This is a genomic window from Paenibacillus sp. FSL H7-689, assembly GCF_000517905.1.
Lineage (GTDB): Bacteria > Bacillota > Bacilli > Paenibacillales > Paenibacillaceae > Paenibacillus > Paenibacillus amylolyticus.
Map to the genome: position 1 here is coordinate 270999 of NZ_ASPU01000005.1, position 13275 is coordinate 284273.

Below are 13275 nucleotides of genomic sequence, written 5' to 3' on the forward strand. Positions count from 1 at the left end.
ATATGGCTCTTCTTGATATTGAGGGAGTGTCGGTGTCATTTCTGCGCGCTCGTGGCTGGTTTGGGCACGAACAGACTTATGTCATTCAGAATCTGGATCTTTCCATAAACGAGGGCGAGATCGTGGCTGTTGTAGGCGCAAGTGGATCGGGTAAAAGTGTGCTGGCGCAGGCTATCATGGGCATTATGCCTGCCAATGCCAGGTTAGAGGGACGTATTAGCTATAATAGCGAGCCTTTAACCCCAGAGCGGCAGCTTCATCTGCGTGGAGACGAACTGGTGTTGATTCCACAATCCGTCAGTTATTTGGACCCGCTGATGAAGGTGGGAAGACAAGTTCAGCCGGTAACCCGAAATCCGGGACGGAAGCGCGGCTTCATAACTCGATCCCATACGAAAAAGACGGAGCAGGAGCTGACGGAGCGATATCATCTTCCTCAAGGAACAGCCGGAAAGTACCCGTTTGAGTTGTCCGGAGGTATGGCAAGGCGGGTGTTGATGGCGACAGCGACCTCAGGTCAGCCGAAGCTGATCATTGCAGATGAGCCGACACCAGGCATTCATCCCGAAGTGCTGGCCGAGACGATGAAGCAATTTCGCGAGCTTGCAAATCAAGGCGTAGGTATCCTGTGGATCACCCATGATGTCACGACAGCCCTGACGGCAGCCGATCGCATCGCTGTATTTTATGCGGGTGCCAATGTAGAGACGGCGCTGGTTGATGATTTTAAAGGGAATGGAGAACGTCTGCGTCATCCATATACAAAAGCACTCTGGAATGCGTTGCCACAGAATGGATTTCAACCACTTCCGGGCTCCCAGCCATTGGCGGGTCAAGAGATTACAGCAGGATGTTCATTTGCTCCCCGATGTAGCGCAGCAACCGTTGCATGTACCCGCGAACGTCCTCAGCTCCGTAAGGTACGGGGCGGAGAAGTGAGGTGCTTCCATGTCACTTGAAGCACGGGACGTGAGTTACCGTTATGATCCGAAATCGTGGGTGTTCCAGCAGATGAATATGCAGGTGAAACAAGGCGAAGTCGTTGGCTTGTGGGGACCAAGTGGCTGTGGAAAAACAAGCCTTGGGCGCATCCTCGCAGGATATGCCGAACCTGTGGCAGGGCAAGTCCTTTTGGATGGGAAACCACTCCCACGTACAGGAGTATGTCCGGTTCAGCTGGTGTTCCAGCACCCGGAGAAGGCCGTGAATCCACGCTGGCGGATGCGCCGCGTGTTGCAAGAGGCGTCTGTGCATGATGAACAGTTGCTCGAAGCATTGGGTATTCAGCAAACCTGGTTGGACCGTAGGCCGAGTGAATTATCCGGTGGAGAACTGCAACGTTTCTGTGTGGCGCGAGCACTCGGTACAGCGACACGTTATGTGATTGCAGATGAGATGACAACCATGCTGGATGCAATCACGCAGGCACAGATCTGGCATACCGTCATGGAAGTGGCTCGCCAGCGTGATCTGGGGCTATTGATCATAAGCCATGATCGGGAGTTGCTGAACAGATTGTGCGACAGAATTACACCGATGCCGATATCGATGTGACTGTAATTTTAATTATGTTCGAATAAATAAAATGATCGAATGCAAAAGGGGTGCCCCTTGTGAAGTCATTGACCATGAATGTGAATCATGGACTTGACTAAGGCGCACCCCTTTTTTATATTGACAAATATTCACCATTTAACGAACAGTACACGTTCTGTTCGCAACGCATATAGATGTAACTGGCAGCTTATTTGCCCGACACATTGTTTAACAACACAGATAACCTGCGCATCGCCTCTTCAACCGTAGAACGTGGACAAGCTACATTAATGCGCATGAATCCTGTACCCTCTGTTCCAAAGAAACTCCCGTCATTGAAAGCAAGCCCTGCTTCATGAAGCAGCATATTGCATAGTTGTGCATGTGGGATATTCAGCTCCCGGAAATCCATCCATAACAGATAGGTTGCTTCAGGCAGATGCATTTTAATCTGAGGCACATGTTCCGCAACATATTGCTGTACATACTCCATATTTCCACGGATATAGGCAAGGCACTCATCCAGCCATTCCTCGGCATCATTGTAAGCAGCTTCGGTTGCGACAGCCCCCAGTGTGCTGATATTGGCAAGTCCCATCGTTTTTACACCCTGCGCGAACGATTTCCGCAACTTGGCATTGGGGATGATGATGTTGGATGTGCAGAGACCAGGAATGTTGAACGTTTTGCTTGGAGCCGTACAGATGATACTTAGATCAGAGACGGCGTCCGAGATCAGGGTCAGTGGTGTATGAGTTCCGCGCTGATGAACAAGATCGGCATGGATTTCATCTGAAACCATCAGTACGTTGTATTGCAGACACAATGACGTAAGCCCTTCAAGCTCTTCACGAGTCCATACCCGTCCAACCGGGTTATGAGGACTGCACAGAATCAGCATTTTGACCCGACCGGTCTGTAAGCTGGATTCCAGTTGTTCCAGATCCAGCGTGTAATGACCGTTATTCTCTACCAAAGGATTGGTGATCAGTTCACGGCCCTGACCACGTACTACTTCATAGAAGGGAGCATACACCGGGGTTTGGATGACCACTGCATCTCCCGGTTGAGTGAATCGTTGTACAGCAATGCTGAGTGCGGGCACAATACCTGGAGTGAATACAATCCAGTCATCGTTAATCTTCCAGTTGTGGCGCCGTTCCATCCAGCCTGCAACAGCTGCATGATACGCTTCAGTCCGTACTGTATAACCAAAAATCCCGTGCTCCATCCGTGTTTGCAGGGCCTGAATGACGGATGGTGGAGCAGCGAAATCCATATCGGCCACCCACATCGGAAGCGCATCAGCAGCGCCGAAGATATCCTCAAGCGCATCCCATTTTTCTGATCCGGTAGAGATCCGGTTAATAGACTGATCAAATGTACTGGTATTGTTCATTGCATAAATCCCCCTTGAATTCCGTTCCTTCGACCACAATCGACAAATAATTATCTAATACATTGATTATTTTCGCAACTGTTATGCATGTATGAGAGCTCCATATGTATGGTCGGAAATTCAGGACTTTATTCATATAAGAACAACTTAACGAGCGAGAGTACAGCGGGAATACGACAAAGACTATTTTTGTACGTCCTTGGTCCTGTTTTGTCCATTTATCGTTTACAACCTCTTGTCAGATGCTATTATATTGCTAACATTTGGTGGAACAACGGGCTGTTATCCGAATAAGCTCGTACCCATACATGATGAGCATAACTACATGAGTCTTTCGCGTACATCGAGCGCTCGCTTGAATCGTATTATGCATAAGGCTGACATTTGAACTCAGGAGGCGTTTAGGGATGAAAAGCAAAAAGTGGTTGATTGCTGCGGGTGTGTTTGGCATGGTGTTAACCGGATCGGCAGGTGTATATGCAGGTACACAACTGGAGACAATCAAAGCTTATCTGAACCATGGGCTCGCCATCGAAGTGAACGGACAGAAATTTACACCGACAGGTGACCAGGGCAAAAAGCTTGCGCCAATTACATATCAAGGCAGTACATATCTCCCCGTTCGTTCGATTGCTGATGCATTAAAGACCGAAGTGAAGTATGATTCCCAAAACAATAAAGTAAGCATCGGCTCTTCAAGCTCTTCTGGTGGGTCAACATCCACAGGCAACAGCGGATCGACATCGTCCTCAACAGGTACTAACACACAGGCGGCAGGAGTGAAGTCCAAGTATCTTCCGGCTGATTTCCCATTACCTAAGGATGCGAAGGCAACAAGTCTCATTGAGAACATAATGGATGGTGACAAAAAAGTAGTGCTCACGTACACAACCAAAGAAACGTTGCTAACCGTTGGAACATCCTACAAAGACTACTACCAGACCAAAAATTTGAGTCAGAACACTCAGGATATCCAGGCAGACGGCTTCAGCATCGTGGGTCGTGAAGATGGCAAATATGCCGTGACCATCACAGGTTCGGTGTCTGCAACCAACAAGGATCTGAATGAAATCACCGTAGTGTGGGGCGAAGAGTAATCCTTCCTTCTATAAAAGGTGAACAGCAAAAGCCGTCCAATGAAATCATAACAGATTTCATTGGACGGCTTTTAGGGTTGAATCCATATCTGGTTCTATACTCTGAATTAATAGTCTAAATATTAGTCCGTTACAGGTACTCGTTGAACCATCCGGCAATATGCTCCAAACGGCGTACCCTCAAGTGAGGGTGACCTCCACGGGACAACTCGTGGTTTGCCCCTGGGAAACGAACAAGTCTTGTGGTCTGCTTGCGCCGTTTTAATGCAATGAACAACTGCTCGGCTTGTTCAATTGGACACCGCAGATCCTGTTCGCCATGCAAAATGAGCAGCGGAGTACTGACGTTTCCGACATAAGCGAGCGGGGAATGTTTCCATAGTTTTTCCGTGTCATCCCACGCGTTACCGCCAATCTGGTCTTCCGTGAAGAAATATCCAATGTCACTTACACCGTAGAAGGATAGCCAATTGGAGATGGAACGCTGGGTAACAGCCGCCTTAAAGCGGTCCGTGTGTCCAACAATCCAGTTGGTCATGAAGCCACCATAACTGCCCCCGGTTACGCCCAATCGTGATTCATCGATAAACTCATACTGGGACAGGGCATAATCCACACTCTCCATGAGATCGCGATAATCGCCACCGCCATAATCTCCGCGACAGGCGTCTACAAACTGCTGCCCGTATCCGAGGCCACCGCGTGGATTGATATACACAACAGCGTAGCCTTGTGCGGCGAGAATTTGGAACTCGTGCATAAACGTAAAACCATACATCATGTGCGGGCCGCCATGAATCTCCAGAATGGTCGGGATTTTGACCCCGTCGACCATGCCATGAGGTTTCATGATCCATCCTTGCAGTCGCAGGCCATCTGAGGAATTAAACCAGAAGGTCTCAGGTGTACTAAGGTGGATCTCATCCTCAAGCTGTGGATTGCTACGGGTGAGCTGAATCGGTTCTACCTCAGAATCTTCCGGTTGTTCATATATATATAGATCACCAGGATTTAGTGTATCGGCTACAGCGGCAACGATCTGCCCGTTTTCCAACTCGGCAAATTGATAAATCTCCCGTTCGTTAGGCCATATATAGTCAGCACTGCTGCCGTCTCGAGCGAATTTGGCGATGCGTACACTACCATGGATGGTCGCCAGACAGAAGATTGAAGAACCATCCCTGCTGAATACTGGCCCCGTGGTTGTCAGATGTGAACGCATGTCGCCAACAATGCTGTGATTCAACTGTACGTCCCAATCCGTGCTCAGACATACGAGTTCACCACCTGATATCTGAAGGGTGTACAACTTCACAAGCGTGGCATTTCCATAGGAACGGTCACTGGCGAGCAGTGCAAGAGATTGTCCATCCGGTGCAAAGGCCAGTCGGCTGAACGTATACCCTTCAGGGGTCAACTGTTGCACATCCGATCCGTCTGCTTTGGCAAGGTACACATGATTAGTCAGGGTGTAATCATTATGGTCCTCGCCTTCTTCGGGCATCTGCGCAATCCAAGCGATGGATGTTCCGTCCGGGGACCAGGCGTAGTCTCCGACGTCATAATGACCTGTAGTTACAGGAATTGCTTCCGCATCGATCGGTGCGAGAGCGAAAAGGTGGGAACGTCGACCGTTCCACAATCCACTGGCATCTGACTTCATGCGAATCCGGTCTACGACATGTTCTTGCAGCAGTTTGGGTTTATCGTTTATAGGATCTGTATGTTCTGATTCTTCATCTCCGCTCATATCCACGGATGATTTCACAAGCAAAGTATGACCATCCGGTGACCAGAGCAGGGAACTGACGCTATGTTTCAGGTGACTGATTTGCTGTGCTTCTCCGCCATCTGATGCGATAATCCACACTTGGGATTTCCCATCAACCTCTCTTAAAAAGGCAAGCTGAGACCCATCGGGCGACCAGGCAGGGGAATGATCCTTCTCACCAGAGGTAAAGGGCCTGTCCTTCTGACTCCCCAGATGCAGCAGTCTCAGGTGAGAACAATAACCGTCACGTGCTTCATTCGTTTTCCGGCTTACATATACCAGTTGTCCGCCTTGAGGGGACGGAGTTGGATCATTAACCCATGTAATCTGATAAAGATCTTCCGATGTTATGCCGCGCTGACTCATCATTGTTTGTCCTCCCACCGTGAATTAGAATCGGTTAATTTCCTAACCTTTCCATTTATATTAACGGAAAGCTAGGGACAGGACAATATGACTAAGGATGGGAGGGGAGAATTTTATAACAGAGATCGGAAGGGTGTTCTGTCATCGGAGTGGCCAGTGCAAACATTCTTTGTTCAATTCATATAGGTGTGTTAAAAGGATTTGCTCGAAGGATGACGAATCCTAATGTTGAATAAGCGCAGAAATGACGAAAAATGGTCGTAATTCAATGTTTAACATTGATGAATTTGGTTTAATGTACAATGCAATTCCTGTTCTACATTTAAGTATTTGGTTCATAGCCATTCGTTTATATAGAACTCGTATGATTCAGTCACAATGGAGGAGGAACGTCACGTTGAGCACATCCTATGAGCAACATGTGGAATATCCAAACCGGAAACGAATGGCGTGGCTCACGGCAGGGGCAGCACTTTTTGTGGCAGCCGGATTTTTTTTGATTTTTGATCGTTCTTCAGTTACGAATGATTCCATCCTTTCGGATGTGATTGGGCTTCTATCCATTTTGTTTTTCGGGCTATGTTTCTGTTACAGTCTGGTAAAGATGATTAAGAAGGAACCTTCTTTTGTAATCGATGAGGATGGGTTTGTGGATGCATCTTCTTATACCGCAGGAGGAGCCGTGGCTTGGAACGACGTTGAGAATATTTTTATGTATGAATTGATGGGACAGAAAATGATCGGGGTCAAGTTGCGGGACGAGAAAGCCTTTCTGGATCGCCAGAACGGGATGAAACGCAAATTGATGACGGTCAACAGCAATATGGTCGATGCAACCATCAGCGTTGCCCAAAGTAGCCTCACAGTGCCACTGGATCAATTGTATATCATGATGATGAGCCACTGGAGACATGTGAGTGATAACATGATTTATGATTCGTATAATCGTCGTTAGAGAGGTCAGAATGTCCATAAGTCTTCAGAATGGAGGAATATAGATGATGCATGGTAATCAAACACGCACGATTCTACTTCCGGATGGAACTGCACTGCCTGCGATAGGACAAGGCACATGGAACATGGGAGAGAAGCAATCCAGCCAGCAAGAAGAAGTACGGGCACTGCGTTCCGGTATTGAACTGGGAATGACCGTGATTGATACGGCGGAGATGTATGCAGAAGGTGGGGCAGAAGTTGTTACGGGAAAGGCCATCGCGGGCTATCGTGATGAAGTTTTTCTCGTATCCAAAGTGTATCCCCATCATGCGGATCGCAAGCAGATGATTACTGCTTGTGAGCGTAGTCTCACGCGTCTTGGTACAGATCGTCTGGATCTGTATTTGCTTCACTGGCGTGGAGGAGTACCGCTCGAAGAGACGGTTGAGGCTTTGGAACAATTGAAGCAATCCGGTAAAATCATTCGCTGGGGTGTATCAAACCTGGATACAAGGGATATGCAGGAGTTATGGAGTCTGCCGGAGGGGTCTCAGTGCATGGTGAATCAGGTGCTCTACCATGCAGCTTCGCGTGGTATTGAACATGATCTGCTTCCCTGGATGCGGGAACGGAGCGTTCCTGTAATGGCGTATTGTCCACTGGCACAGGGTGGCAGACTTCGAAGTGAATTGTTGGAGCATCCAGTCATTCAGAAGATTGCGCAGGATCGAGGAGTTACGACTTCGCAGATCGCATTAGCCTGGGTGATCAGGGATGGAGATGTACTGGCGATTCCGAAGGCGGTACAGCTGAATCATGTGGCAGACAATGCAGCAGCAGTGAATATCGTTTTGACACAAGAGGAACTCGCCCGTTTGGATGAGGCATTCCCTGCACCTAAAGGCAGTGTACCTCTAGATATCGTGTAGCTGGCTCTTTTTTATTGGATAAGCATATGAAAAAGATAACAATACGATTAATAATGTTATGCAGAGCAGATCTTCACGATCTGCTCTTTTTTTTGTATGGATATCGATAGCAGAAGCTTGCCCATCAATTGAGAGAATATATATTTTAACAAATGGGCTTTACAACACTATTTCACTAGTGTACTATGTAACTAACACACCAGTACAGAGGGGAGCGAGAGCTTTGTGACTATAGAATTTGATAACAATTTACCAATCTATCTGCAGATCATGCAGTACATCAAGAGACAGATTGTAACCGGGACACTTCAGGCAGGTGACAAAATTCCTTCGGTTCGTGAACTGGCGGCTGAACTACAGATCAATCCAAATACAGTACAACGGACATTTCAGGAGCTTGAGCGGGAAGAAGTGGTCGAAACCAAACGGGGCTTGGGCAGATATGTGACCAGTGAGGAGCGGAAGATTATGACGATCAAAAAAGAGATGGCCGGTGAATTGCTGGAACGCTTTCTGACCGGAATGCAGGAACTGGGGATCGAAGAGCAGGATATCTTATCCATCGTAGCCGATGCCGTTGCGGAAGGAAAGGGAGGAACAACGCATGAGTAACATCCTTGAACTGAACCAGATCAATAAGACATATGGCAATAAGAAAGCGCTCAGTAATATTACATTGGACATTGCTCCAGGACGAATCGTAGGTCTGCTGGGTAGCAACGGTAGTGGAAAAAGTACGCTCATGAAGCTGGTTGCAGGGTTGTTACATCCGAGCAGCGGAACGATTCAAGTCACAGGTAAGCCTGTTGGGCTGGAGACGAAGGCGTTGGTTTCATTTATGCCGGATCGTCCATTAACCGAAAAGTGGATGAGAGTGCGGGATGCGATTGCGTACTATCGCGATTTCTATGCTGATTTTGATGAGGAGAAGGCGCGGGAGATGCTGGACTTCATGAACCTTGTCGAGAGTGACCGGGTAAGGCATCTGTCGAAAGGGATGAATGAACGACTACAACTAACACTGGCACTTTCTCGTAAGGCTCGTCTGTATTTGCTGGATGAACCGATTGGCGGAGTAGATCCGGTTGCGCGAGGCAAGATTCTGGATGCGATCGTCAAGTTCTATGATGAAGACAGCAGTCTGATTATCTCCACGCATCTTGTGAATGATATCGAACGGATTTTTGATGAAGTTGTCTTTATTCGCGAGGGTGAGCTGGTGATGCGGGAAGAAGTGGAAACGCTCCGTCTGAAATATGGGAAAAGTGTGGATGAGATGTTCAAGGAGGTCTATGCGGAATGATGACATTATTGAAGTATGACTTTAGAAGGAACTGGAATACACTGCTGGCTGGGCTAGTTATTTTGATTATCGCTCAAGTGGGGCTTTCCCTTTTCGTGTCTGAGGTCACAGGGATTGTGCTTGGCATTATGGGTTATGTTGGAGTTGGTGTGGCTATTTATGTGAAAATGATCAAAACATACACGTCCAATATCCGCTCTTATAATCGCCGCCTTTTACCCGTAACGGGCCTGTCACATGTGTTGTCTCCCTTGATCTTTGGAGCCCTTTGCGGGTTGGGGTTAGTCATTATATTCGCGACTCATGCCTACATCTATATCTCAATGAAGCTACGAATGAACATGGCAACCAATATTGATCTTTCGGGTCTGCATGTTTCGGATTATATTAGTTTGTTGCTGTTTAGCGCATGGGTTATGGTATTCATGACCGTCATTATCTTCCTTTCGATCTCGATTGCAGGCAGCTTCCGTTGGAGAACTGGGCCATGGATTGGAATCGTTGCATTCTTTGTCCTCGTTAATCTGCTTGGCTGGTTGGAAAATATCATTACGACAGGACGTTTTAGTCCAAATGAAATGTTCCGGTACACGGAAGAAAGTACAGGGATCTCGATCACAGCCAATGGCGTATTATGGTCGGACGGCATGTGGGGAAGCATTGTTTTTGAAGTCATTGTGGCGGTCATCTTGGTGTGGGCTACCATTTACCTGAACAACAAAAAAGTCGAAGTCTGATAACAGGATAACTTGAACGTGATGCGAGCAACCAGGGTTGCTCGTTTTTTTACATCCAGTAATAATCCACTTTTTGAATCCACTACCATTAATTATACGTATATATAGATATATTGTGTGCTCGATGCGAGATTAGGTTAAAGAGAACAAAAGGATATGTAAGCGAAAGGAGGAAACGTTATGGAATTATACTTCAGGGATAACTTTTTTAACGCGGGTTACACCGAGATTATGAATCCAAATCAGGAACAGGCGGGGCATCTGGATTTGAAAAGTGTATTTGGTTCTTCGCTCGATGTATCGGATAACTCGGGATTAGTCTGTAGCGGCAAATTTCGCATGTTAACGAATCGTTGGGATATCACTGCAGCAGATGGGAGACATCTGGGTGTGTTGCGGGCCAGGTTCAGTTTCTTTAGCAAAAAGTATGAATATGACGCAGGATCACGCGGTACATATGATGTGTCTGCCCCAGCATTTTCGCAGGAATATGATATAAGTGGCAGTGGTGGCCGCATCGTGGCCAGTTTCCGTCGCACCAGCGGCTGGTTTAGTTCAGGGGCATTTGTATTAGATAACCAGTCGGAACAACTGGACACGTATGAATTAATTGCAGTGGTCATGGGCGTGCACGCGATTAACAAAAGACGGAACTCGGCTGCCAGCAGTGGTGGAACGTAGTACAGGAGCGCATTAACCGTCATCTTAGCAAAGGCAGTCCCTTCAAGACTCGCTTAACCTTGTTCATAGCAATGTGTTGGACACTGGAAACGATTTTAAGTGGAACGGAGTAAAGCTGGTTGCCACTTCACGATATTTTACGAGCAAGCAAGTATACCAAAAAGGTTTGGATGAAATTATCCAGACCTTTTTTTTTCGTATATGGATTTGATTTGGCTTTTGAGCAATAGTTATGGTTAACCCAATCTTACAAAATCATTGACCATCGGCTTTCGCAAGGGGCTTTTCCTCACGTTGGTGGTGCTGAACTTCATTGGAGCATTCGGAGTCCGTATCAGGATCTTTTTCCGCATAACGTGCCAGTGCCTTCGCAGCTGTTTCGGACATTCGCTCCCGCAGTACTGTGTGGTCAGCAATTCGAACCCGTTTGCCGAGAAAACGCATTTTGGATAAGACGTAATCCATCTCATTGCGCGGAACGGTCAGCTCGATCCGATATGTCTGCTTGGCTTCCAGGTACTCGACCTGTTTTTCGAAGCAGGAGAAGGCATAGAGGATTCGGGACAGCTCCTGATTGAACTCGGGCAGTACCTCGATGGTGATGGTCGTTTTACGCTTCTCTGTTATCGCAGCAATTCGGGCAGTGTAACCCGAGGCGGTATCCGGTTCAACCGGTTGGGCTTCCACGGTAACGATGCTGTGCAGCTTGGTCGACATGAGTTTGTCGAAGCGAGGAGCATACCAGAGCACGTACCATTCTTTTTTGACCATGGAATACTCCAGTTTATACGGGAAGCCGAATTCATCATGGCTCGTGCGTCCATTGCGGACGCGACCCGTCATGCGAAATCCCTGATGATGCAGAATGATTAGCCGTAACTGTCGAAGTAGTGGGTGAGAGACACTGTTTTCTTCGCTTTTGGCTTTTTCGGTCAGGTAATCTTGAAGGTTCAGGTCCTGCTCACTATTCAACATATTGTGCATTTTATCCAACGTTACAGGGCTCAGCGCTTCTCTCGTAGCAGGGTGATTCAGCATCATGCGAAGCCAGGCCCGTTCCTGTGAGGTCCAGGTGAACAGTCCGGTTTCATTCAGTCGTGTCATCATCTGATAGTTGAACATCTTCTCGAACAGGTTCATAATATTCCGCAATCTCCTTCCATTCCTTGATCATCTCTTGGCGTAGTCTCTGAGGTGCGATTACTTCACAGCTTGAGCCAAAACTCCGCAACCACGGTTTGATCTCAGTGGTACCGTTGACCTGGATTTCGTAGAGAAAGGTATGATCCGTTTCGGGTATAATTTTGCCCCATTGACCTTGCAGACGAACCCGATCCAGAATAAAGTTGCGCTGACCACGCTCCGGGTGGAAAAAGCGAGCTTGAACCGTCACGGTATTTCCCGTATCCACGAGCCAACTGTAGCGACTAATGTCGGTCCACTGCTGCTTCAGTTTGAGCATGTATTGCTCTTCTACTGAATCCTGTTCCTCCAACTGTGTTATGCCTTCCATGCGGAATTTCACAAAGCCGCGCCGGCCCTGATATCCAATTACATACCAACGACCATACTGATGGTCATAGATCACTTCAAGGGGCACGATCCGGTTGGATCGACCACCTGCTTCCCGTTCAAAGCGCGGATTCGTATTCTGTGAACTGTAGCTGGATGGTTTTTTCGGTGAATAGTATAGGAACTGCACACGTTTACGCTGACGAATCGCACTAAGCAGCGTGTAGAGATGAGCTTCGTCCAGGATACGAGAATAATAGTGATACTTATAGATATAGGGCTCGGTAGCTTCTTCTTGCGGGAAACTTGCCGTAATGGCTTTTTTTAAACTGTCGCGCAATAAGTACCCCTGTACGGAAGGAACCTGGGTGTTCGCCATCATATCCACAAAATCATACAACTCCAGCTGTTCCTCCACTGTTAATTGGGTAAGGACGTCCTGTTGTAAGGCATATTGATATGGCCTGCCACCCGGCTCTTTTCGAATAACCCCAACCTCTTCCAGATACTTTAGATCGGAACGAATGGTTTTCTCGTCAGGTAACGCCAGATCCTCCGGCAGATCAGCACAGCAGGCGTCCAGCAGTTCCATCGCGGTCAGGGTTTTATGTTGTAAGGTATGCAAAAGGACAGAAAGCCGCTGAACTTCAGTCTCTTTCATCGACTTGGCGCGGAAGAGGAAGAGCAACATAGGCTCTGCCGACTCCCCGTATTGGAAGCGGACGAGATCTGCCATTTCCCGGCCTGCTTCGGCACTTGAGCGTTGGTCGGCGACGGTCTGCATGATTTCTTTTAATCTGCGATTGGTTTTATCAAAGGTATGTACGGATATGCCAAGCCGCTCGGCATATTGTTTGCGGTTATATGCACCGCTTGTTAGGGATAACATGCGTAAGAACTGAATTTCTTTGTCAAAACTCTCTCTTGCCATGAACATTCACTCCTTGTTATCCCTTCATTGTAGCAGGATGAGTGGCAGGTTTCATTTTAAACTTATGATGGTCGCCA

Annotated in this window: 13 protein-coding genes; 9 read left to right on the forward strand and 4 right to left on the reverse strand. The window is 47.6% G+C overall.

The annotated features are described in order from the left end of the window. The first annotated feature begins 2 nt into the window (after positions 1-2). On the forward strand, positions 3-959 hold the full coding sequence (locus tag C170_RS03850; RefSeq protein WP_036606418.1) for an ABC transporter ATP-binding protein: 957 nt from the start codon (positions 3-5) through the stop codon (positions 957-959). Continuing rightward, positions 949-1554, forward strand: coding sequence for an ABC transporter ATP-binding protein (locus tag C170_RS03855; protein WP_036606420.1), 606 nt, complete (start codon positions 949-951; stop codon positions 1552-1554). The genes C170_RS03850 and C170_RS03855 overlap by 11 nt, the downstream gene beginning before the upstream one ends. Before the next feature lie 190 nt (positions 1555-1744). Here the strand turns inward: C170_RS03855 and C170_RS03860 are convergent, their stop codons facing one another. Then, positions 1745-2935 (reverse strand): MalY/PatB family protein, encoded by a 1191-nt coding sequence (locus tag C170_RS03860; RefSeq protein ID WP_036606422.1) that lies wholly within the window; start codon positions 2933-2935, stop codon positions 1745-1747. A gap of 407 nt (positions 2936-3342) precedes the next feature. Here C170_RS03860 and C170_RS29945 point away from each other — a divergent pair, with 407 nt between their 5' ends. Then, positions 3343-4032 (forward strand): stalk domain-containing protein, encoded by a 690-nt coding sequence (locus tag C170_RS29945; protein WP_051446988.1) that lies wholly within the window; start codon positions 3343-3345, stop codon positions 4030-4032. 130 nt (positions 4033-4162) lie between these two features. Here the strand turns inward: C170_RS29945 and C170_RS03870 are convergent, their stop codons facing one another. Continuing rightward, the gene (locus tag C170_RS03870) at positions 4163-6172 is read right to left on the reverse strand and encodes a S9 family peptidase (RefSeq protein WP_036606424.1); all 2010 of its coding nucleotides are present in this window, start codon (positions 6170-6172) and stop codon (positions 4163-4165) included. A gap of 394 nt (positions 6173-6566) precedes the next feature. On the opposite strand from C170_RS03870, the gene C170_RS03875 reads away from it, so the two are divergent. The 6 genes from C170_RS03875 to C170_RS03900 all read left to right on the forward strand — a co-directional run bounded on the left by C170_RS03875 (position 6567) and on the right by C170_RS03900 (position 10755). Beyond that, the gene (locus C170_RS03875; protein ID WP_051446989.1) at positions 6567-7124 is read left to right on the forward strand and encodes an STM3941 family protein; all 558 of its coding nucleotides are present in this window, start codon (positions 6567-6569) and stop codon (positions 7122-7124) included. A 46-nt stretch (positions 7125-7170) separates the two neighbouring features. Further along, positions 7171-8034, forward strand: a complete 864-nt coding sequence (locus C170_RS03880) for an aldo/keto reductase (protein WP_051446998.1) — start codon at positions 7171-7173, stop codon at positions 8032-8034. Between the two features lie 225 nt (positions 8035-8259). Continuing rightward, entirely contained in the window at positions 8260-8646 is a 387-nt protein-coding gene (locus C170_RS03885; protein WP_036606428.1) for a GntR family transcriptional regulator, read from the forward strand. Continuing rightward, entirely contained in the window at positions 8639-9337 is a 699-nt protein-coding gene (locus tag C170_RS03890) for an ABC transporter ATP-binding protein (protein WP_017690291.1), read from the forward strand. The genes C170_RS03885 and C170_RS03890 overlap by 8 nt, the downstream gene beginning before the upstream one ends. Continuing rightward, positions 9334-10074, forward strand: a complete 741-nt coding sequence (locus tag C170_RS03895) for a hypothetical protein (RefSeq protein ID WP_036606429.1) — start codon at positions 9334-9336, stop codon at positions 10072-10074. Before C170_RS03890 ends, C170_RS03895 begins: the two co-directional genes overlap by 4 nt. Before the next feature lie 180 nt (positions 10075-10254). Beyond that, positions 10255-10755, forward strand: a complete 501-nt coding sequence (locus C170_RS03900; RefSeq protein ID WP_036606430.1) for a hypothetical protein — start codon at positions 10255-10257, stop codon at positions 10753-10755. A 255-nt stretch (positions 10756-11010) separates the two neighbouring features. On the opposite strand, the gene C170_RS03905 is transcribed toward C170_RS03900, so the two are convergent. Beyond that, a complete protein-coding gene (locus tag C170_RS03905) occupies positions 11011-11895 on the reverse strand; it encodes a WYL domain-containing protein (RefSeq protein WP_036606431.1) in 885 nt (294 codons plus the stop codon). Further along, positions 11843-13198: a helix-turn-helix transcriptional regulator gene (locus C170_RS03910; RefSeq protein ID WP_036606433.1), complete on the reverse strand. Its 1356-nt coding sequence runs from the start codon at positions 13196-13198 to the stop codon at positions 11843-11845. The genes C170_RS03905 and C170_RS03910 overlap by 53 nt, the downstream gene beginning before the upstream one ends. Positions 13199-13275: the final 77 nt, after the last annotated feature.